Source organism: Adhaeretor mobilis (assembly GCF_007741515.1).
Taxonomy (GTDB): Bacteria; Planctomycetota; Planctomycetia; order Pirellulales; family Lacipirellulaceae; genus Adhaeretor; species Adhaeretor mobilis.
Genome location: NZ_CP036263.1, coordinates 5,928,789 through 5,949,699 on the forward strand (window position 1 = coordinate 5,928,789; position 20,911 = coordinate 5,949,699).

Below are 20,911 nucleotides of genomic sequence, written 5' to 3' on the forward strand. Positions count from 1 at the left end.
ACCCCACAGCTTGCGCTGGGGGCTAGGTGTGAAACGTCATTTGTTATGGCCTACCTTTATTTTGGAGTTTGGTTCTCATGAGTACTTTCAGCCTATCGAGACCCGCGCGCGATCGTTTCTTCGTCGCAATCGCAGCTTTGGTATTGCTCGCTCAAGAGGCGATTGCCGCGCCGCTCAACCCGAGCAACTTCACTTCCTTCGGCGTGCTACCCCCGGGTGATTTTACGATCGACACCGACGCGCTGACTTTCAATGGCTCCTCGGGAGGCGTCTTGGTTTCGCAGGGAGGCGGTGCGCCCGATATTGCGGTATTTACCTTTGATGGCGGTAGCACTCTGGCAAATGGTGACGCAATTAGTGTCACCGGGGGCAACGCACTGGCATTGCTCTTTCAAGGTTCAGTGATTCTCTCAGGAACGATTGATGTTAGCGGTGCCGATGGAACAGATCAGGCGCCCGGGGGGTTTACCGGCATCGGTGGTCTGGGGATCGCAGGCGGTGGACGCGGCGGCAATGGGGGCCCCTTCAGTTTTGGTCAAGATGGCATTGGGCCCGGTCATGGCGTCGCCGGGTCGAGTAGTGCCGCGGTCAGCGGTGCGGGCTCCGGTGCCGGCGCTGGCTTCGGTACCGGTGGTGGAAACGGTGGCGTTGGGGTTACCAACCGCCCAGGCGGATTGCCCTATGGGGACCCGCTACACGATCTGCTGTTCGCCGGCAGCGGCGGGGGCGGGGGCGGGGGAGCGAGTAGCGGCAGCCAACGACTCGGCGGTGGTGGCGGTGCCGGTGGTGGTGCCCTTGAGATTGGTGCACTCACTTCACTGCAACTCAATGGCGCTTCGATTCTTGCCAACGGTGGTCATGCAGGAGAAGGGTTTACCGACGGTGGTGGCGGCAGCGGTGGTGGTATCTTACTGCACGCCTTTGACGTGAATCTCGATCCGACAGCACTCATTCAAGCCAACGGTGGAAACGGTGGCAGTGTAACCAACACAGGTGGTTGCGGCGGCGCGGGAAGAATTGAACTCATCCACCACCCCAGTGGAAGCTTCGAGAGCTTGGGCACCATTGAAGCCCTGGCAGGTTCTGTTAACAGTGTGTGTGCCGATGGCGAGCATGTCGTCACCGAATCAACAGAAGTTGGGGTGCCGGAGCCTTCGTCGCTTTGCATCTTTTTTATCGCATCCATCGTATTCACTAGCCCCCGGCGCAAGCCGCGGGGTTGGCAGCGCCGAAACACACCCAAGGGCTAGGGATTTTTAGGTCGATAGTCTTTTTAGAAAGCTGAGAACGATGAAACGCTTCACGCTGCTACTCGTCGCGATGTTCCCACTCACGCCTGCCGTAGGTCGAGCCCAGCTATTCACGACCTCGGCACTTACTGGCGATGTCGTCGATGGAGAAACACTCACTGGATTTTCGCAATTCGTTGCACCCTATATTCTGCCAAATGGTGACACCGTATTTACGGCGAATACCGCAGGGGGCGAACAAGCGATCGTTGCCCAGAATGAGGTCGCGTTTTTGACGGGCTCCCAAGTACCAGGGGCCGCGCCAGGGGTGAATTACAATGTATTCGGCACACTGATTGCGAACGACCAGGGTGATCTGGCTCTGCTTAGCTTGTTTGATGGTGGGCCCATTAGCCCGGCCAATGATCGTGGAATTATTGTTCGCGAAAGTGGTACTGCCGACCTAGCCGTGCAGAAAGGCGACGCTGTGGTTGGTACTGGCGATACTTCCGACACGCTCGGCTTGATGACCTACGACTCGGCAGGTGATGGTACGTTTCGCAGCACACTTGCCGGTTCTGGAGAAACGACTATATCTTATTTACCTCACTCCGATGGCAGCCCGCAAAAAAAGATTATTGCGACGGGGGACATCGTCGACTCGAATCAAGTCACCGAGACCAACACAGTCTCTACCAACGCAAGTCGACGGTTGGCTCTTTATGCTCGCAAGTGGAGCCCTTTCGTCACTGGATCAACGGCGCTGGACGTGGCGGGTCGCACGATTCCTACAAACACCGGTTTATTAGAATCCGGCAACAGCGGTTTCGGTTTACCCGCTGGCACGACGATCAAGGATTTCTTTGTCCCCAAGTTGAACGACGCTGACCAAGTCACCGTGTTCACGGAGTATCATGGCTTTGTCAGTGGAACGAGCGTCCATCAATTCCAAATCGACGACACAAGCGTTACTAGCGGCCGGTCGGTTGCGAAGACGGGTGACATGACTCCCGGCTTAGGAGGTCATGAGTTTAACTTTTTCAGCAACTTCGTAGCCAATGAAACGGGCGGCGTTGCTCTCTTCGCCGCCGCGTCACCGTCATCGCCACCCGCGAATGCCACAAGTCAATTCGATCCGGGCGGCCCGCAAGCGGGTGTCGTGCCGGTTGAGGGAGTCTGGTTTGAGGACTCCGGCGGCACGTTGACCCTCGCTGCTTACAACGGCCAACAAGCGTCTGGTCTCGATGCCGGTGTGACCATGCAGCAGATCGCATTTCCCGCGTTCAACGATTTGAACCAAGTCGCCTTCAAGACGCATCTTGCCGGCCCTGGAGTCATTGGTTTTCAGACTGACGAAGCCCTGTGGGCGACCGATCTCAATGGCGATCTGCAACTTATCGTTCGCAAGGGCGATCTATTCGACGTTGATGATGACCCCAACACCGAAGACCTGCGCACGATCAACGCGATCGCCCCCATCGCCAATAGCGCCGGCACGGGAGGCGTCAGCACCAGCTTCAACGATGCGGGGCAGCTTGCGTTCACGCTCAACTTCACTGATTTTACTTCTGGGGTGTTCGTTGCAAATTTAGTTGGCACGACGCTATCTGCCGATACGGAACCCGATGGCGATGTGGACGGTGCCGACTTCCTCGCCCTGCAGCGGACCAACCCCTCACTCATACCGACTTGGCGAACGGAGTACGGTAGCGGCGGGAGTGTCATTGCCGCTTCGCAACAAGTCCCCGAGCCCTCGGCTATCGCTTTGCTGCTACTCTCGACGGTCACAGTCGCAACTTACCTACGGCTCAAGCCCGCGTCTCAATGTTCAATTACGATACCTGCGGAATCTTGAGACAGGATTCCTCACCAGCGCAACGCTCCTGTTATTGGTTGGAATCGTAAGTGCTACGAGGCGGCAGCGTAGCTCAGTGAACCACGGATAGCACGAGTGGTGAGAGCGATAGTCCTGCACAAGGTGGTTCCTCACTGAATTTAGTGGGTGGCTTGGGAGTATGAATACTCATCCTGAAGCGCCTTGGTTGAAATCTTGGGCGTTGAAATCTCACGCGGAGACAGCGGAGGTGTGCTGGTAACCGCTACCCAACATTTATCTCTTCTTGTGAATAGAGAATTGTCGATGGTAACCACGACGATACAACGAGCACTACGAAAAAACCCTGCGGAATTGAACCATCGAGAACACAGAGAAAGCTAGACGGGATTTACAAGATGAACAGAATAGAAATCCAGTCAATCCTGTTCATCTTGTAAATCCCGTCTAGTTTTTCTTTGTGCCCTTTGCGGTTCATCAAGTTTCTCTGTGAACCTCCCCAACTTTGAATAAACCGTTCTGTGGTTAAATAGTTTCTGCCGTGGGGTTGCCTACCCACCAGAAGTTGAGATGAACCCACAAGGTATCACGAGCCGAAAGGCGATTCGCAAGACTTGCACTATACGTGGTCAAAAAACTCGCGACTTACTCTGCGGTCGATTTCTCGCAATTTCGTTGTCTGCTGGGCCGTCATCAACTAGTATGTAGTTCCCGCATTTTGATTCCCTACGAGTCCTCTTCTAGGAAGCAGCTGCCGATGACTGCCAACTTTCAATCACTTTCCATTCTCAGCGCATTTCTTGTCAGCATCTTGGCGACGAGTGCCAGTGCGGCTGATACGGTCTTCACGATTGATGAGCAGCAGTCGAGCCTTACGATCGAGGCTTCGACGGAGTTTGGCTTTACCTTCAGCGATACGGATACGCAGATGCTAGGCGGCACCATTGATGCGACTTTTGATTTCGGGAACGCTGGTGGGTTTCCCACTACGGCCGATTTTACTGTCACGGGGGCGGAAGTCTCACCGTTAAGTTCATTCTTGTTCACCCTGGGATCACCACCTAACTTCGGTGTCAACGTATCGGTGAACGATGCTGTGGCCGATGTTACGACCCTTACTCCACCGGCAACCTTGACGATGCTCCCCACCGGTGCGATTCGCTATGAGTTCGATGCCTCGGCGTTCATTATCACGCTCAACCAAGGAACGGTTGTTTCTACCGGAGCGGTCAACGATACCATCGACTTGGCGGACACACCGGTTATCGGGAACGCATCGCCAGGTACGTTGGGCCAGATCACTTTTACGCCCAACGGCATGTCGGGATCGCTAACCATGATCGACGCCTTCTTGGAGTTACCTGTGCAGTTCATCGAAGACGTCGATGTCGACGGGCAAATCGTGACGCTTGATGTCGAGGGCGATATCTTCGCCAACAGTAGCTTCCTGCTGGACCTGACGGGCAGCACGGCTGATACCGAACCCGATGGCGATGTCGATGGCGCAGACTTCCTGTCGCTGCAAGTGAACAACCCCTCGCTGATCCCGACTTGGCAGACGGAGTACGGCCAAGGAGCCCTCGTCTCCTCAGTGTATTCTTCGACTGGGGCCGTACCTGAACCCACGTCTTTGGCACTACTATTGCTTGCGGCAGTGATGAGCCAAGTAGGCCGTAACAAGCTTTAGCGCGGTTACGGCAATGCAATGCTTACTTCAAGTTCAGTGAGTGTTTGCGGCATCGCCACAATGTTGCGCACCTTGCTCAAGCACGCTAGCCGTCGCCGCGAGCGGCGCCGTGCGTGTGAAAAGAATGCCCGATTGTCAGATGTGAAAAACCGGGCGAGCAGCGCGGCATCGGGACGATGCCGGCGAACGATTGATTGCTAGCAGAATGTGTCAGCAACAATTCTCTGCCGGCAAACTTATCTGCTGCAATGGCGCATTGCTTGTTACGGTCTACGAAGTCCGTTTGAGTAAAAACCGATCGACTTTGCACTATTTCTGTAAATTCTAGCCGGATGCTTGACTCGGTAATTGGCGATAACTAGGCTAACAATTCCTAAATAGCGGGATTTTCCTCCTTCTCGGCATGGGCAGGGTCGGAGGAAGGTCTGCGTCATACTTGAGAATCGAGCAGCCTAATGAAATCGCATGTTTTCCATCGCTTTGCGATGGCCTTGGTCGCCAGTGCCTTACTGGTAAGCTCCCCACTAGCCCAGGCTACAACGCTTCAAGACAGCGTGCCGGTCCTCAGCAGCCGACCTGGTGCTGCCTATACCATCTATCTGGACCCGTCGGGCTTTGCCTACGACGGCGACTGGATCGGCGAAACGCCGGGCACGAATCTCGGCTTTCGCGACGCCCCTCCCGGAGACACGTTTACCGCCAGTGACCAGGACGCGATCAGCGCCATGTGGGCCGCGATGGCCAACCAGTACCGCTCGTTCGATGTCAACGTCACCACGGTCGACCCCGCCGCCGCCCTCGTCAACCCCGCCGACACTCAAGCGGACAACGACCTCGTTCGCAAAGACTTCTACGACTCGCAGGCCCGCATGATGCACACCGTCATCGGCCCTCCCGGCAACGCCGGGTGGCAGGGTTCGGCCGACGGCCTCGCGGGCCTGAACGTGATCGACTCCGTCGCCGCCGCCGGCAGCGGCGAGCACACCAACTGGATGTTCTCCCAGGACGTCAACAACGGCGACGACGTCCAGGACGGAACCTACATCGGCAACATCTCCTCCCACGAAGGCGGCCACACCTTCGGGCTCCAGCACCAGGGCGACTTCACCGCCGGCGGGTTGGTCAACGAATACAGCAACGGCGACACCAACCCTGGCCCCGGCAGTTACGTTCCCACCATGGGCAACGCCAGCGGCCGTCAACGTGTCGCCTTCCGCGTCGGTACCGCCCACGACGACAACGACGACCCGTTCCAACAGAACGATGTCGCCGTTATCGCAGGTAACGCAGGCATGACCTTTGCCGACAGCGGCATCGGCCACAGCTTCATCACCGCCACCGACCTGCCCATCACCGGCGATATCGTCGATGTCAACGACCCCTTGCACCGCGGACAGATCAACCCGATCGACCAAGGCGGCGGCACGTTCGACCCCATTGGTTTCGATAAGTACACGGCCGACTACTTCTCTTTCCAGACTGACGGCATCAATCCTATCACTCTCACACTTCACAACGGCAACGACTTGCTGACCCCCGGCGTCGCCGACAACGGCGCGACACTCCGTGGATTTCTTGAAATCTATGACAGCTCATTGGCTTCCCTCGCCACGGGCACTGAATCCGTCGATACGCTCTCAACGACGTATACCGGCACCCTCGCCGCTGGCATGTACTTCGCCCAGATCAGCAGCTTCGGTGGACACACCGAGGACTCGATCTACGACGCAGCTCAGTACTACGACATGGGCGGATACTTCCTCACGGGGTCCGGCTTCGCGTTGATTCCTGAGCCTGCCACTGGCAGCCTGATCCTCGTGTCGTTTGCTTTTTGCGTCTTCAGACGTGGTCGTCGGAGCGTGTGAGTTTCCGACCTAGCAACTTCGCCATGAAGCTGTTCGCTTTTCAACGGCTTTGAACTACAAAACCCCCGACCTTCATAGGTCGGGGGTTTTTGCTTTTGGTACCTGCAGCGCCCAGAGCAAATTCGGCGTTGAAACCGCCAACAACATGGCATGAGCCTTGCTCAATAATGAGGGGCTCTTCTCCCTCGACCCCGAGCCTTCGACGCTTCACCTAGTACTAGGTGCGTTCTCGCTCCTAAACCTGTGCAAGCGTAACTAGCCCTCAGCGCAACTCACTTCAAGAATTCAAACTTCGCTAATGAGCGCTCCAAGTTCAAAGCACGCTGGCCGTCGCCGCGAGCGGCGCCGTGCGTGTGAAAAGAATGCCTGGGTGTGAGAAGTGACGAACCCTGTGAGCAGCGCGGCATCGGGACGATGCCGGCGAGCGATCGATTGCTAGCAGATCGTGTCACCAACAATCCTCTGCCGGCGATTTCACTACAACAATGACGCGTTGCGTGTATTGTGGCGTGAATGCATTTGTTCGAACGAACTCAAGTTTTCGCCTCTGAATTCGGCTATACTGGGCAGAACGGAACATCACGCTCGCGCCGGCACCGCGGGCATTCTACGAGAAGAGGGAGAACGTCATGCTGCGCACCTTACTAATATCCATAGAGAGTTTTGTATTCTCCGCGACGCTTGCCATGACGTTGGCACAATCGACCGTCGCCCAAACTAGCACCGTCCGTGTTGCTTCGGGGCTCACGCTACCGCTGTATGCCGGCGCTCCGGCAGGCGACACAGAACGGCTGTTTATTGCCGAGCAGTATCACAACTCAGACGATGCTCGCATCAAGATTCTCGATCTCACGACCGGCGTGGTTCAAGCGACGCCATTCATTGAGCTCACCGGCCTAGCAACCGGCGGCGAGCAAGGGCTGCTCGGCGTGGCGTTCGACCCCGACTATGCCAACAATGGCCATTTCTATGTGAACGTGACGACCGATGCTGGCAGCGGCGATACGCATATCCGTCGCTATACTGCCGACGGTCCCAACCCATTAACTGCTACGAGTGCAAGCCTCAGCAGCCAGCATGAAATCCTTTCCTTCAATCAACCACAAGGCAATCACAATGGCGGCTGGATTGGGTTTAGTCCCAATGATGATCATCTCTACATCGCCACCGGCGACGGCGGAAGCGGAAACGACAGCGGCACAGGACATACCGCAAACATCGGCAATGCCCAAGACATTACCAACAACTTGCTAGGTAAAATGCTGCGCGTGGATGTGAACGGGGACGATTTTATCGGCGACGCGACGCGCAATTACGCAGTGCCTGCCGACAACCCTTTCGTGAATGCCACGGGTGACGACGAAATTTGGTCCTACGGCTTACGAAACCCATACCGGTCGAGCTTCGACCGCGCGACAGGCGATCTGTGGATCGGCGACGTCGGTCAGGGGCAACGCGAAGAAGTCGATTACCAGCCTGCCGATAGTACCGGCGGCGAGAACTACGGTTGGCGTCTCCGCGAAGGCGACATCGCAACCCCCGGAGTTGGCGGTCCTAAGCCGCCTGGCAATGTCGATCCGATCCACGACTACACGCGCGGAAACGGCGCACTGCAGGGGACCACAGTTATAGGTGGTCATGTTTACCGAGGCCCCGTTGAGCACTTCCAAGGACACTACCTATTCTCAGATATCGGCTCCGGCAATATTTGGAAGCTTGACCCCGACGCGATTGACCCGAGCGCCTCGGTCACGCGTATCAACAACGACCTCACGCCCGATGCCGGCTCGCTCAGTCAGATTAGCTCTTTCGGCGAAGACGATGCTGGTAATCTCTATCTAACTGCCCGGGGTGGTAACGTTTTCCGAGTTACCAGCGCTTCGCAGGACGCCATCTGGAACGGCGACGACGCAGGTGCGGGCGCTGTTGGAAACGGTACGACCTGGGTTTCCGACGCGAATTGGACGCGTGGCGATACTGTCGATCAAGCGATTGTAACCGAAGACCACGCCATCTTTGCGGCAGGCTCCTCGCAATCAACCATCAACCTGGGGAACGACCGCACCGTTTCCGCCGTGACGTTTCAGGCGGACTACACGCTGACAGACTTTCAGCTCACAGTACTCTCAGGAAACATCACCGTCGATTCAGGCGTGACAGCCACGATTGAAGCAACCCTCGCAGCGGACTCCACCAATCACAGCTTACGAAAACTTGGCGGAGGCACGCTTTTGGTCAACGGTTTAGCCGGACAAGTGGCCGTAAAAGCGGGCACGCTGGGGGGCCAGGGGACAATGTCGCATCTGACCGTACAAGCCGGCGGCACCGTGGCACCGGGAACAACGGACTTCCCTACCGGGCAACTCACCGTGCAGGATTCGTTCACCATGGTCGAAGGCGCAACGCTGGCCGTGGAAATCGGTGGGACAAGTGCGGTCGAAGATTACGACCTGCTTGCGGTTACTGGTACTGCGGCGATTGATGGCACGCTCGATGTCTCATTCATCGACGGCTTTCAACCAAGCGCAGGCGATGCGTTCACTTTCCTGAACGCAGAAAGTCTCGTCGGCGAGTTTGACAGTGTCACGATTCCATCCATCGCCGGCCAACTCGTGGGCTTCATTAGCCTGGGAGTCAACACGGCCGAGTTGATCGTCACCTTCGGCGCCGATTTCGACCGCGACCTGGATGTCGATGGCGCTGATCTCCTGGCTATTCAACTTGCAGACCCGTCGCTCGTACCCCTTTGGCAAGACCAGTATGGTAACGATGCCAGTGCGTTGGCAGCGGCGGAACAAGTGCCTGAGCCAGCTACTGGGTTGTTGCTGCTTGCAAGTCTTGCGTTGGCCCCACTAAGGCGTAAGCCCTGAGAGGTCTTGAACTTGGGCCGCGGCGAAGCTGCAATGCGTAGCTTCCGCGTCGCATGCTAGTTTTGATGGGTAGGCAAACCCCATGCAAACAATGTTGAACCCCAGAGCGGTGTTATCAAAGTTGGGGAGAGCCCAGCGCGGCTGGTTGCCGCAACCAAGGTTAGTTTCACTCAAAGGCGCAAAGTAGATAAGTTTCGTATTCTCTGCGTCCTGGCATTTACACATGAGCCTCCTCTCTTGGCCCGGAGGGTCACTACACCCCTAGCCGGTGTCGTCAGACACCGCAGCACTCCATCATTTCTATTTTAGACCCGCAGGGTCGACACATTTCGACTCTTTGTGCCTGCCCTCTGGGCGTACTTGTCATGCTTTGCGTCATTAGCGCCTCTGCGTGGTGTTAGTCCTTTGCTGGTTTAGAGTTAAGCAGTATTGCCTCGAACGATGTCAGAATAATTTGCGCAAGCTACAAAACTTTGAACTGTTAGTAGCACGGAGGAAAACTAGACGGGATTGACAAGATCAACAGGATGGAAATCCAGTTAATCCTGGTCATCCTGTCTAGTTTTTCTTTGCGTCCTTTGTGCCCTTTGCGGTTCATCAAGTTTCTGCCGTGGGGTTGCCTACCCACCACAAGTTGAGAAGCGCCGTCCAATTCAACTACTTCAAGTCTGTCAGATCAGCTCCATGGTTGATGTGAAACGCTTGGCCATCGATGACCAGGGCCGGGACTGATATGATTCCCGCGGCTTCTGCCTCTCCGATTCGCTCCTTCGCCTCTCCCAGGTGGACGATTTCAACGTCGTATCGATTGGTGTCCAGCGATTCGGCGATTTTCTGTTCGGCGGCAACACAAACTGGGCAACCGGCGTGATAGAATGTGGCTGTTGTGCTCATCGTAGGTTTCCTTAGGAACCGATTAATTGTGGATCAGCCCAAATAGGTCTGACCAGAGGGGGCAGCCAGAGTGACTTGCACCGTCTGAGTACAATCGTAGTTGCGCGAACCAACCCAACAACTGGGCACTTTTTTGTACGGCAGGTACCTTTTGGAAAGGGTCTTATGAACACGGAAGAGCAGACGACCAACCGGCCACCTACGGTTGCCGAGATGTTTGAAAAGTGCATCGGCTGCAAATGGACAATGCATGTCCTAGAGCAGATCGCTCAAGGCACCCTCCGACCTGGCGAGCTTGAGCGCACTGCCGAAGGCTTGACGACCAAAGTGCTCAACGAGCGCTTGGTGAAGCTGGTGCGTTTCGGAATTCTCGAAAAGCAGAGCTTTGCCGAAGTTCCTCCACGCGTCGAGTATCAGTTCACCCCGTTTGGCGAGCGTTTCCTTGAAGTGCTCAGCCAAATCGAGCTGCTGCAAGAAGAGTTCAAGACTTGATAACGTGTCGGTGCCTGAAGTGCAGGTGGCAAACCGGGTGTTACCTCTGGTGCTAAGCACCCTGGATAGGACAGAGACAACATGCCCGAGTGGACTGCCTACCAGCGGCGCTCTAGGCAGGTGCCGCGAGAAAGAACCGACATGAAACGCCTTGCCACGCATGACTTGGGCGACGGGCATTTTGTCTCTACGTGCCTGCTGCCCGAGGAGCTATGGTTTAGCGCCGCAGATTTCGAGGCCCTCTGGCAACTTCGCCCTGCGGAGTTCCCGGAGATCTTCCTGCACGGTCGCACAGTAAAGCTACCTCGCTGGCAACAGACCTTTGGCGAAGATTATCACTACTCCGGCAAGACCATGCCGGCGCTGCCGGTGCCTGAGCTACTAACGCCGCTCGTCCGCTGGTGCCAGCAGAACATTCACGACCAGCTCAACGCGCTGCTGCTCAACTGGTACGACGGCGCATTGGGCCACTACATCGGCGCGCACCGCGATTCTACTAAGCATATGTTCGAAGGCGCGCCAATTGTAACCGTGTCGCTTGGTGAGGAGCGGACATTTCGCTTGCGACCCTGGCGCGGCAAAGGCACCTTCGATTTGCCTGTGCCTAATCACAGCGTGCTGGTCATGCCGTTCGAAACCAACCGAGCGTGGACACACGAAGTGCCGCGGTTTAACCGGCATCAGGGGAAGCGGATTTCGGTAACGCTGCGGGCGCTGGGAACCGGGTTAGGGGACTGTTAAGACTTGTGTGTTTTTTTTGCGCTAAGTGGCCAATGCGGGGCACTCAGGGGTTAGATAAATTGGTGCCCAAACTGACAGCGGTTTGCACAACCTCTGTCACTTAGCGGGTGATTTCTAATGTCGCCAATCTGCCTCGGCGTTTCTCGCCGAACGCACATAGCCATATATCTCTAAGGTGCTTCGGACATACTCGCCGACGCAGGTTGGCAAAGCACGGTTTCATGCAATAGGTCGAAGTGCCGCCGCACAGTAGATTCGGATGGACCGTAGATTCGTGGGTCAGGCACAATGCTTTAGAGATTCTGCCGGTGAAACATTTCACTGCGTACTGAGCCATTGCTAATGCAATTACATTTATCTACCGTTTGCGACGAGAGAATGGTGAAACCGCAACTGCTAGAAGTGCGATCCCCAGTATTTCACCGGCATTTGGCTCAGGTACGACGACGGCATTGGAGATGAAAACGCCTGATGTACCGTCGGTAAACCAAGCGTAGAAAGCGACTTGCCCTTTATTGTTAAAGCCACTTGGCCGTCCTGATTGGTTGGCAGTTCCGACCAGGAAATTGTAGCCTCGCACTTCACGATAATCAGGAAGGAAAGGATCATCGCTAACATTAAGTATGTCGCCTGTGTGCGTGACAAGACGGAGTATCCCAAATCTGTCCTCTGCCCAGATTCCTCTACTTATAGTTTCACCGCCTTCGTTTAACACGTAAGAGTCGAACATAACTTGACCGTTGTCGTTGACTGCCGGCAGACCAACTGACGAACCGAACCGACCACCGTCAAACCCTGGTGCCTCGTCGCCTCCCATTGCTACGAGTCGTAGATTGTCAGTCGAGGACCCGCTATAAACTCCACGTTTCTGCCCTGACAAAAACGCAAGAAACACAGCATCACCGTTTCCGCTCATTTGGGGAGGGTAAAAACCAGTGAAGTGGACGCCATCGCCAGCCATTGGCGCGGGATCTCCTCCACGAGCAACAACTCTCAAGCTATCTGAGTGTTCTCCCATAAAAACACCTGTGTACTCTGGATAGCCGACCTCCTCAGGATCGAGAGTTCCGACGAATGCAACTTGGCCCGCGTCATTGATACCTGGGTCTGAATAAACGCCACTGAAAGCAACTCCGTTAACATCTGGGGCTAGTGTGCCTGGTTCGCCGAATGACTGTAACTCGGAACCTTGTTCCGCACTGATGACGTAACCATTGCTATGGGGCGAAAACCCCCCCGTGCCAGCGAAGAAGGCCGCTTGGCGATTGTTATTGATAACAGGAGCGAACAACGTAACTACGTCATCTCCAACCTTGGATTCTGAATCGATATGGGCGACGTGTGCGATGAGGCTCAAGTCGCTTGGCGATTGTCCAACGTAGATCCCATCGCCATTTCGCCCGGGCGTGTGGAAGCGACTCAACCCGGCACTAAATGCGGTCAGCCCATCATCGTTAAGGACGGGCGTGCCTATTACTACGAAGTCCAAATCGCTACTGGCGCCTGGGGCTGAGGCTCCAGTTCGTGCCAGCAGTTCCAATCCGTTAGTGCCCCCGTCACTAAATACCGCCGTACTCGTCCCATCTAATGTGAGTTCAGCAAAAAAAGCAACATCTCCTCTTTCGTTCAAGACTGGAGCCGCAGACAATGATCCAAAACTCTTGATAACTGGCGAGCCACTGACTCCCGTCGCAGGTTCTCCCCTCTTGACCACAAGAGAAATAGTCCCAATTGAATCTTGCTTATAAAGGGCGACTTGAAATGGATCTATTGGGCTCGATCGGCTAGTTGCCTGGAACGCGGTATGGCCGCTCTCATTCAGTGCCGGCGTGGCGAACCTGGTAAAAGTCTCTCCGGCAGGAGCTCCCGGGACTTGATCGCCAGTCAATGCAACTGTATGTAAGCCTTCACGAGCAACAGCGACCCCTATTGAATAGGCACAAAGCGTCACCCAGAACAAGAGCACCACTAGTCGTTTGATTAGATGATGCATGGCTTTGTACGTGTTGGAATCTAAAAGCGGTATTGGAGATGACTTCAACTAGCCGCCTCACACTCTGGCAATTGCCAGCCACCCACTGTGGCGGTTCTGCATGTAGTATAGTCGATGCCGACCATTGCTGCTAACTCACGTCGGTGGGTCACCTGGGGCAAAAGCGGTCCCGTCGAATCCGCTAAGGTCGGAATGACTGAAGTAGATTTAGCAAATCGCCAAACTGCGTGGATTCATCGGCTGACGCGTCGTAGAAGGTACGGGCACTAATCCGAAGTCGAAGGATTCGCGTACATTTTCAGAAGACCACATTGTGTACAGCGAAAAGCTTGAATCGCTATTACTTTCGAGCGGTCGTATTTAAGCCCGGGGCCGTATTTCACGTAATCCAAAATCGTCTTGTCATCTGCTTCACCTCGATGCCATGAAGTCTTGAAAGCAGCCGCCATCGAAATATCTGGAATAAAACCAGTTTCAAGTTTGCCCCCGCACTCTGAGCATTTCTGAGCTTCGTTCATCGTCTACTCCAGGGCATTCAGGTCTTCAAATTAAACTCTAGCTAGAGTTCGAGAGGCTATCTGAAGTCTTGCAGGAAATCTTATGGTAGACTACCAGAATAACGTCTGAATCGGAAATTGTTTCGACGCGTCAGATTCATCGACCGACGCGTCGAAACTGGCTGCGATTTGGGCAGATTTACTCCCGGCGGTGTCGATGACCTCTGTCTCAAATAGCAGCCCAATAATCGGCCAAAATCGACGTTCCAGGCACAAGATTGGCCACTTCCGTATCTGACCAAGGGGCATCGACCTGGGCTCCGAAATGGCATTTGCCAACCTGATTCAGCTTCATCGTCCGAGGCCGCAATCTCCGCAACCTCAGCGTTTCACGCCGAACGCACTGGGGGAGTCGGCGGTGCGTGACGAGCAAACGCTCTTCGAGATAGGTACAATTTGGTAGAGGGCTACAGCCTATCACTTTCTAGGCAGCGCTAGTCTACTGCCATGAGTCCAACGGGGAGGCGATGAACATGGCCAGCATTAGTCGTAGGGAAGTACTTACGGTGGGAGCTGCGGGAGCTCTTTCTTTAGCCGTGACCGACGTGTCTCAGTCTGAGGAGACAAGACCAATGGCAAACCCAAGAGAACCTAGAGTTAGTCCGTTTCTTGCCTTCTTTGGCGATGCTGAGAAGGCAATGAATCGCTACGTGGGCCTCATTGAGAACTCGCAAATCGTTTCCGTTGAACGCTATGGCCCTGGCGAGGTGGGAAAAGAAGGGACCGTGAAGATTGCTGCGTTTACTCTCAACGGACAACGGGTCATGTGCAACGATATTCCAGGAGAGCATAACTGGACCTTTACGCCGGCGGTCTCGCTTTACGTAGAGAACTCCGATGAAGAGGCGCTCGCGAAGTACTTTGAAGTGTTGTCCAAGAAGGGCAAAGTTCTCATGCCACTGAACGAGTACCCATTCAGCAAAAAGTTCGCGTGGGTCGAAGACGAGTTTGGAGTCTCCTGGCAATTGAACATCACCGAATAGACATTGCGTTTCGTTGTTTTATCAAGCCATCTTCTCGGCATGGCAAGGACTGCACGAATCGCAACGGTACCCCAGACGAACTAGACGTCTCGATGAGCCTCACTCCGCTGGCTGCGGCGCGGGCGACGGCTGTTCGGTCGGCTCTGCATCGGCCCCGGCATCTGTTTCTAACTTGGGCGGTTCTGACTTTGGCGCTTCCTGGGCATGCTTCAATCGTCTGAGATACGATTCGAGATAGATGGGGAATCCTCGCTTGAGGTTACTCGACGCTGCGGGCATTCCCACCCAGTTGATGTTGTCCTTGTAGGAATCCATGCGCCAGCGATTTCCCTCGCCCTTCATCGTTAAGGAGCCTGAGCTGTAACTGTTGCTGCCGGGCTTTGATTGTCTCAGGACTTTGAAGGAGGCGGTATCCCCGTTGATGTGAATGCTGTCGATGCGGTAGAGACCTAGCACGATGCTCTTGTCGTGCGCAAGATTGTCGTAAGTCGAGCCCCAGCCCTTCGCGGTTCGGTAGTTCTCGCGGAGGACTCTCGATTTGTAAGGCAACAACTGCTCTGCGGAAGTCGCCGTCGTGGCTGCCTTACGAAACGCGAGCAAGCACTGCAGCGGCGTCGGAGCTGCCGCCGCGTTGAAAGCGGGTGTTCGCTTTGTTGGAACGGTCTTGGTGGATGGCCAAATTTTCGCGGCTTTGCGCTTGTTGTGGGCCGCATCGAACTTACGATCAAACTCTGCCTGCTTGCGATCGAACTCCCGATGCCATTCTGGCGAGCCTACTTTCGGCTTGGCATGGGTCGAGGCGCATAGCGTTGTACTGCTGAAGAGGATAACTAACGTACAAACTAGTGAGCGGCGGTTGGAGAGCATCGCGACCTCGCAGGGATCGGGCGGGAAAGGAATTCTGCCTGACGAAAATGAGTCCACTATCTAAACGTACTTCGAGAATCGCTGGTCTGATCAATAGTTACCCACAAGACGTTGCATCGGGCCACCAGCGCAATAGTTTCAATCCGTAAAACTGGAACTCGAACCGTCCCTCTGCCTTCAAGCCTTCCCCTTCTGGGGGCTACTGGAGGACTGATTTCGGGGCGGGCTTAAGGGTGGGTACAAGACCGGATTACCAGATTGGCTGGATCAACGAGATTGCTGATTGGGAGTAGCACGAAATAGCTTGGCCGGGCTCCGTCGCAGGGTTACAATCACGGCGAATGGATTCGCTACCTCAGGGCCACTTGAACACCCCTCTCAAAAGGCGACCCAATCATGCCCCGCATCGCAACGGTATTCGCATTCCTCCCCGTTCTCTTGACTGGGCAGGTGACTCCTGCCGCCCAGGTCTACGAGTACGTCGGGCAGCCGTTTAGTACGGCAAGTAGTCCGTTCACCACGGCGGACTTTGTAACGGGATTCGTGGAGTTCGCCACGGCGCCGGTTCCCATGGGAACCTTCGATGAAACCGACATCGTGGACTACTCTTTCAGCGCCGGACCGTTGACCCTGGCGCCAAGCACACCCAGCAGCGCGGCCTCAGGTACTTTCACTTTTAATGTCGATGGAGAAATCGAATCGTGGCTATTTACTGTTAGCGGATTCGCTCCGGGCTCAGACGTAACCTTGGGTGAACTCATCAACACCGACTGGAACGGCATCGACGATGGCGACGACTATGCAGAGATCGATGACGCGGGCGCAGGGCAGGCGTTCAATGAACAGGTGCCGGGAACTTGGAACGCTATCCCCGAACCGTCGGCTGGGGTGTGCTTGCTACTCGCGTTGTTCTTGAATTGGCCGCGAGGAAGATTGCACGTAGGCCGATCACACCGCGTTTGACTTCGTCTACTGAGAGTTTCTCTGTAGCTATGTGTCTAATGCGAGTGTCACAATGCTGTAGCGATCGCAAGCGCGAAGCGTAGGTTTGAAGTTGCGCTATTCATTTAAGGCCAACGGCCCGGTCGTTTACACTACTGCTACCGCAAGACGACGGCGAGCAAACTGTCGGACCTTCGGCCCTTGCGGTTGATTGCCACGTTTACCCAGCCCGTTGGACTGGGCTAGGTAAATCGCTGGGCCTTCGGCCCGAAGAACACCAAGATAGCGCAACTCAAAGAGTGAAAGCGAAGGGAACTCCCCAACGCAGACTCTCTCGATTGCAGCGACGATTTTGGGCTAGGATGTGCGGAAGATGAGTCCTGAGTGAAATCAAGTGCTGCTCTCCGTCGAGTCCGAACGTCAATTACAATCGTGAGGGTAGACGAATTGGCGATGCCCTTCGCGCCTTTTTTGATTTCTGTGCGAGACTTAGGATCGCCGTACGGTCAACGCGGCGACGCCGGCCAGCATCAATAGCACCGCGGCAGACGGTTCCGGGACGTTTCCGATAGACACTTGGAGCGATGTCGTACCGTAGTTGGCGGCCCAATCGGCCAGGTCGTCTGCGTCGTACAACCCCGTGTCGACACCGCGTTGCCACTCCAAGAAGTCGGCTCCTGTGTATTGGCCGTCGTCGTTGATGTCGCCGTTGGGTGGCACGACCGTGGGGATCAGCAGATAGGCGCGGCCGGTAGGAAACGAAGCGCCGGTGAAGCGTCGCTCGCCGTTGCCAACAATCCAGCCACTGTCGTTGATGCCCCATCCCGTGCGAAGAGTTCCCCAATCGCCCAGGCCGGGAACTGCCGGGACGGTTTTGTCGAGGATGTGGTCTTCCAGGATGTAGCTGGTGGCATCCTCACCAAGATAAACATATCCGCGTGCCTGCCCACTGAGACCACCGTCGCGGTCGCCGTGTCCGACGACATCACCCTCTTCGTTGATCGCTTTGGCATTCATACGATTGCCCGTTCCAATTTGCGGAATGACCGTCACCGAGCTGTCGGAGGAATCGTAGATGAACGCATCGTTGCTCGCGATGGCGGAACCGGCGACCATGCCAGAATCGTTGAGGTCCATGGCAACAGAGGCTTCGCTGGCGTACGGAGTGCCCGCAAGCAGAATCGTCTCCATGGGACCATCGAACAGCGTCGCCCTGCTACTCTCGTTGGATCCAGCGACGAGACCCGCGTCGTTGATTGCTCGCCCGCGATCACCGCGCGTCACTACTGTGATGTCGCCGTCGATATCGACGATCGGCGAGGCTGTGCTTTTGTAGACATCGAGGTTGTCGCCTTCGTTATTGATCGTGCCTGCTCCAGAAGTCGCGGTACCCGTTGCGATACCCGAGCTGTTGATGTCGAGCGCATCCGAAGCTGGCCGAATTCCGGTGGCTGTTGCGCCGGGGAGCACGCCCAAGTTGGTAAACGAACCGCTTGCACCGCCGCTGTAAATAAAACCACGGAGTTGGGGAGAACCACCAATAAATCGGGCCGTCCCAGCGATCTGACCAGAATCGTTGATGGCTGCTTCGCGAAAACCGGATCCGGTAAAGCTGCCATGCGGCACCACCGCGCCAACGCCAAATACGGTTGATGTTTCCTCGGAATGATCGTATAGAAAATACGCTTCTTCCAGCGAACCGCTGGCAAACGTTCCGGCAACGCCGACCGCGTCGCCGCTGGAATTGATGTCGTAAGCAACGGATGTCGAGTACCCATCAGGCGTGAGATCTCTGATTTTGTAGAGGGGAGCCGCGGTAGCGAACTGATGCAAGGACATGCCGAGAAGGACGGCCAGAAGTTGGACGGTATGGCGTGGCATCTTGATTCTCCAGTGAGAGAGAGGTTTCGCTTGCCGCTTCTCAATGGCGACCAGCACGTGGCTACCTAGCGACTCACCACGAGAGCCACTGTCCCGACAGCCAAAATCTGTAAGTTTAAGAATACTGCGGGGGGAGCTTGCTTAGGGCGAGAAATCTACGATAGAAGCCTCGAACCGGCAAACTGCGGGGGTGACCCTAACCTCCGCTGGAATCTGCACCCAGCGAGCTTGCGCCAGCGTAAAACGCTGCGGCATGAAGGGAATTTTGAAGAGCTGCTTTCACCCAACTACGCCTTTGCAATTCGGGCCAAAGGGCGAGTGCTTTGCCTAGCCCAGGCCGGAGGCCTGGGAAGCGTAATAGTCAAAACATCATTAGGGCCAACGGTCCGGCCATTTGATTCGGGGCGAGTTTCTAGAAAACCTCTCAAAAACTCAATCCCAAACGTACCTTTCATCAATTTCAATGCCGTGTTTTTCACAAAGGCGGCGGTACTCGTCCTGGAATGACAGCGTCTCATGGTGCTTGGCTTGATCTCGAATGTATCGGTCGACTAAATCCAACAACGATTCGCTCACGGAGAAAGCACCGTAGCCCGATTGCCAAGAAAACTCAGGATGGCCTCCTGCCGCCTTCTTTGCCCACTTCGATGTCTCGGTTTTCACATTCTCGACCAATTGAGCAATCGTGATCGTGCGAGATAGCCCAACGAGGAGATGAACGTGATCAACGTGCCCGCCGACTGATGCGCTGACGCAACTCGACTCGCTCACATGATATGAGAGCATTCGACACATTTCCCCTTGAAAAGATGCGTCTTGAAGGAGAGGTCGACGCACTTTTGTCGAAAAGACGATGTAAATCCAGACCTTAGCGAGTGATTGGGGCATGCACTCATCTCTCATCAAATGGCCGGGCCGTTGGCCCTACGATTGATTTGATTCCATTTCCCAGGCCTTCGGCCTGGGCTAGGCAAACGTCCGGAGCTTTGCTCCTGCGAGTGCCAACCTTAGATTCTACCCACTGTTCGCACGTCTGTCACAACCAGCACAAGCGTGAAACGCTGAGGCAACTTGGCACTTAGCTTTTCGCAACGCATTTAGTACCAACCCCATTCACTCCGCCGTGGTCGTTATCCGGCAACTCACGAATTCTGTTGCACGCACTCGCCGTGTTTTGTTACCATGCAGTTGACCGAATCGGGTAGCGGCTCGGGTTAGGGGCCATTGTGGAGGAGTTGCTGCGATGAAACGCATTTCTATTGCGATAGTTCTTGTGCTGCTGGCGAGTTGGGTTCTCCAGACGCGCGTTCAGGCTTTGCCTCCTGATCGGCTCACGAGTTATCGTTTCCTACCACGGCACAGTCGGTTGCACCAGTCGGGCGGATTCGCAGGCTGGGAAGTTGAGGGTGCGATTCTTGGCACGTTTGATTTTCTCGAAGGGTACGAAAGCCTTGGCCCTATGCTGCCAGCGTTCCGCCACTATGCAGAGTTCCAAGATGTGGATGCCGTGTGGCTGCACCCAGCTGCGTTTCCTGGCATCGATCTCGACGCCACGTTGAATCTCAGTGGCTTAGACGGCAAGCCGTTACCTCTTGGCGCGCCGTTCGATGCGTTTCGCTTCACGGGCGTTGAAGGGCAAGGCGAGCCGATGGATCTCTTCGTCATGAGGGCAGGTCCCTGGCTATACATGCGCGGCCACAACGAGCCTGGACCGCACACGGCAGACTATTTCAACTACGAGATCCGCGCCCTAGCCAGACAAACGCCGTTTGCCGATCTCGATGAGGACGATACCGTGGGAGCCAGCGACGTGGCGATGTGGAGCACCAGCTTCGGCGACAGTGCGAGCGGAGATGTCAACGACGATGGCGCGACTAGTGGTTTGGACTTCCTGAGCTTGCAGACACAGTTCGGCGAGACGGTGCCAGAACTTGCCGGTTGGGACGCCGCGATTGCTGCTGCATCTGGAGCTACCGCCGCTACGGTACCCGAACCGGGCACGCTGCTGCTAGCCGGCTTGCTGCTTACGATGCTTGGGTTGCTTTCGCGCCAAGGGAGAGTGCACAGTATCTAGAT

General features: G+C 55.6%; 17 protein-coding genes. 10 read left to right on the forward strand and 7 right to left on the reverse strand.

All coding sequences use genetic code 11. From position 1 onward, the window contains the following. The first annotated feature begins 77 nt into the window (after positions 1-77). From HG15A2_RS23430 to HG15A2_RS23455, 5 genes are all read left to right on the forward strand, one after another. On the forward strand, positions 78-1,250 hold the full coding sequence (locus HG15A2_RS23430) for a hypothetical protein (protein ID WP_145063797.1): 1,173 nt from the start codon (positions 78-80) through the stop codon (positions 1,248-1,250). A 40-nt stretch (positions 1,251-1,290) separates the two neighbouring features. Beyond that, positions 1,291-3,084: a DUF7453 family protein gene (locus HG15A2_RS23435; RefSeq protein WP_145063798.1), complete on the forward strand. Its 1,794-nt coding sequence runs from the start codon at positions 1,291-1,293 to the stop codon at positions 3,082-3,084. Between the two features lie 736 nt (positions 3,085-3,820). After that, positions 3,821-4,750, forward strand: a complete 930-nt coding sequence (locus HG15A2_RS23440; protein ID WP_145063800.1) for a PEP-CTERM sorting domain-containing protein — start codon at positions 3,821-3,823, stop codon at positions 4,748-4,750. Positions 4,751-5,205: 455 nt separating this feature from the next. After that, positions 5,206-6,615 carry a PEP-CTERM sorting domain-containing protein gene (locus HG15A2_RS23445; RefSeq protein WP_145063801.1) on the forward strand — a complete coding sequence of 470 codons (1,410 nt, stop codon included), beginning with the start codon at positions 5,206-5,208 and terminating at the stop codon, positions 6,613-6,615. Between the two features lie 629 nt (positions 6,616-7,244). Continuing rightward, the gene (locus HG15A2_RS23455) at positions 7,245-9,485 is read left to right on the forward strand and encodes a PQQ-dependent sugar dehydrogenase (protein WP_145063803.1); all 2,241 of its coding nucleotides are present in this window, start codon (positions 7,245-7,247) and stop codon (positions 9,483-9,485) included. Here HG15A2_RS23455 and HG15A2_RS23460 read toward each other — a convergent pair. Then, positions 9,468-9,710, reverse strand: coding sequence for a hypothetical protein (locus HG15A2_RS23460; RefSeq protein WP_145063805.1), 243 nt, complete (start codon positions 9,708-9,710; stop codon positions 9,468-9,470). The genes HG15A2_RS23455 and HG15A2_RS23460 overlap by 18 nt on opposite strands. A gap of 432 nt (positions 9,711-10,142) precedes the next feature. Further along, entirely contained in the window at positions 10,143-10,379 is a 237-nt protein-coding gene (locus HG15A2_RS23465; protein WP_145063806.1) for a thioredoxin family protein, read from the reverse strand. A gap of 165 nt (positions 10,380-10,544) precedes the next feature. Here HG15A2_RS23465 and HG15A2_RS23470 point away from each other — a divergent pair, with 165 nt between their 5' ends. Together HG15A2_RS23470 and HG15A2_RS23475 are read left to right on the forward strand one after the other, a co-directional pair. Next, a complete protein-coding gene (locus tag HG15A2_RS23470; RefSeq protein ID WP_218932202.1) occupies positions 10,545-10,871 on the forward strand; it encodes a winged helix-turn-helix transcriptional regulator in 327 nt (108 codons plus the stop codon). An 81-nt stretch (positions 10,872-10,952) separates the two neighbouring features. Further along, a complete protein-coding gene (locus tag HG15A2_RS23475; protein WP_145063807.1) occupies positions 10,953-11,612 on the forward strand; it encodes an alpha-ketoglutarate-dependent dioxygenase AlkB in 660 nt (219 codons plus the stop codon). Between the two features lie 358 nt (positions 11,613-11,970). Here the strand turns inward: HG15A2_RS23475 and HG15A2_RS23480 are convergent, their stop codons facing one another. Beyond that, positions 11,971-13,605: a DUF7453 family protein gene (locus tag HG15A2_RS23480; RefSeq protein ID WP_391483909.1), complete on the reverse strand. Its 1,635-nt coding sequence runs from the start codon at positions 13,603-13,605 to the stop codon at positions 11,971-11,973. A gap of 266 nt (positions 13,606-13,871) precedes the next feature. Next, positions 13,872-14,123: a hypothetical protein gene (locus HG15A2_RS23485; protein ID WP_145063811.1), complete on the reverse strand. Its 252-nt coding sequence runs from the start codon at positions 14,121-14,123 to the stop codon at positions 13,872-13,874. Positions 14,124-14,734: 611 nt separating this feature from the next. Here HG15A2_RS23485 and HG15A2_RS23490 point away from each other — a divergent pair. Then, the gene (locus HG15A2_RS23490; RefSeq protein WP_145063812.1) at positions 14,735-15,145 is read left to right on the forward strand and encodes a VOC family protein; all 411 of its coding nucleotides are present in this window, start codon (positions 14,735-14,737) and stop codon (positions 15,143-15,145) included. 99 nt (positions 15,146-15,244) lie between these two features. Here HG15A2_RS23490 and HG15A2_RS23495 read toward each other — a convergent pair whose 3' ends face one another. After that, positions 15,245-16,012, reverse strand: a complete 768-nt coding sequence (locus tag HG15A2_RS23495) for a hypothetical protein (RefSeq protein WP_145063814.1) — start codon at positions 16,010-16,012, stop codon at positions 15,245-15,247. A gap of 396 nt (positions 16,013-16,408) precedes the next feature. On the opposite strand from HG15A2_RS23495, the gene HG15A2_RS23500 reads away from it, so the two are divergent. Further along, positions 16,409-16,975 carry a hypothetical protein gene (locus HG15A2_RS23500; RefSeq protein WP_145063816.1) on the forward strand — a complete coding sequence of 189 codons (567 nt, stop codon included), beginning with the start codon at positions 16,409-16,411 and terminating at the stop codon, positions 16,973-16,975. A gap of 468 nt (positions 16,976-17,443) precedes the next feature. Here the strand turns inward: HG15A2_RS23500 and HG15A2_RS23505 are convergent, their stop codons facing one another. After that, positions 17,444-18,835 carry a DUF3466 family protein gene (locus tag HG15A2_RS23505; protein WP_145063817.1) on the reverse strand — a complete coding sequence of 464 codons (1,392 nt, stop codon included), beginning with the start codon at positions 18,833-18,835 and terminating at the stop codon, positions 17,444-17,446. Between the two features lie 432 nt (positions 18,836-19,267). Further along, on the reverse strand, positions 19,268-19,738 hold the full coding sequence (locus tag HG15A2_RS23510; RefSeq protein WP_315851210.1) for a transposase: 471 nt from the start codon (positions 19,736-19,738) through the stop codon (positions 19,268-19,270). Positions 19,739-20,078: 340 nt separating this feature from the next. Between HG15A2_RS23510 and HG15A2_RS23515 the strand changes: the two genes are divergently transcribed. Further along, on the forward strand, positions 20,079-20,909 hold the full coding sequence (locus HG15A2_RS23515; RefSeq protein WP_145063819.1) for a PEP-CTERM sorting domain-containing protein: 831 nt from the start codon (positions 20,079-20,081) through the stop codon (positions 20,907-20,909). Positions 20,910-20,911: the final 2 nt, after the last annotated feature.

Excerpts from the sequence above, each read along its gene's own strand:
- HG15A2_RS23430 (WP_145063797.1), top strand. The coding sequence starts at position 78 with ATGAGTACTTTCAGCCTATCGAGACCCGCGCGCGATCGTTTCTTCGTC.
- HG15A2_RS23435 (WP_145063798.1), top strand. The coding sequence starts at position 1,291 with ATGAAACGCTTCACGCTGCTACTCGTCGCGATGTTCCCACTCACGCCT.
- HG15A2_RS23440 (WP_145063800.1), top strand. The coding sequence starts at position 3,821 with ATGACTGCCAACTTTCAATCACTTTCCATTCTCAGCGCATTTCTTGTC.
- HG15A2_RS23445 (WP_145063801.1), top strand. The coding sequence starts at position 5,206 with ATGAAATCGCATGTTTTCCATCGCTTTGCGATGGCCTTGGTCGCCAGT.
- HG15A2_RS23455 (WP_145063803.1), top strand. The coding sequence starts at position 7,245 with ATGCTGCGCACCTTACTAATATCCATAGAGAGTTTTGTATTCTCCGCG.
- HG15A2_RS23460 (WP_145063805.1), bottom strand. The coding sequence starts at position 9,710 with ATGTGTAAATGCCAGGACGCAGAGAATACGAAACTTATCTACTTTGCG.
- HG15A2_RS23465 (WP_145063806.1), bottom strand. The coding sequence starts at position 10,379 with ATGAGCACAACAGCCACATTCTATCACGCCGGTTGCCCAGTTTGTGTT.
- HG15A2_RS23470 (WP_218932202.1), top strand. The coding sequence starts at position 10,545 with ATGAACACGGAAGAGCAGACGACCAACCGGCCACCTACGGTTGCCGAG.
- HG15A2_RS23475 (WP_145063807.1), top strand. The coding sequence starts at position 10,953 with ATGCCCGAGTGGACTGCCTACCAGCGGCGCTCTAGGCAGGTGCCGCGA.
- HG15A2_RS23480 (WP_391483909.1), bottom strand. The coding sequence starts at position 13,605 with ATGCATCATCTAATCAAACGACTAGTGGTGCTCTTGTTCTGGGTGACG.
- HG15A2_RS23485 (WP_145063811.1), bottom strand. The coding sequence starts at position 14,123 with ATGAACGAAGCTCAGAAATGCTCAGAGTGCGGGGGCAAACTTGAAACT.
- HG15A2_RS23490 (WP_145063812.1), top strand. The coding sequence starts at position 14,735 with ATGGCAAACCCAAGAGAACCTAGAGTTAGTCCGTTTCTTGCCTTCTTT.
- HG15A2_RS23495 (WP_145063814.1), bottom strand. The coding sequence starts at position 16,012 with ATGCTCTCCAACCGCCGCTCACTAGTTTGTACGTTAGTTATCCTCTTC.
- HG15A2_RS23500 (WP_145063816.1), top strand. The coding sequence starts at position 16,409 with ATGCCCCGCATCGCAACGGTATTCGCATTCCTCCCCGTTCTCTTGACT.
- HG15A2_RS23505 (WP_145063817.1), bottom strand. The coding sequence starts at position 18,835 with ATGCCACGCCATACCGTCCAACTTCTGGCCGTCCTTCTCGGCATGTCC.
- HG15A2_RS23510 (WP_315851210.1), bottom strand. The coding sequence starts at position 19,738 with ATGAGAGATGAGTGCATGCCCCAATCACTCGCTAAGGTCTGGATTTAC.
- HG15A2_RS23515 (WP_145063819.1), top strand. The coding sequence starts at position 20,079 with ATGAAACGCATTTCTATTGCGATAGTTCTTGTGCTGCTGGCGAGTTGG.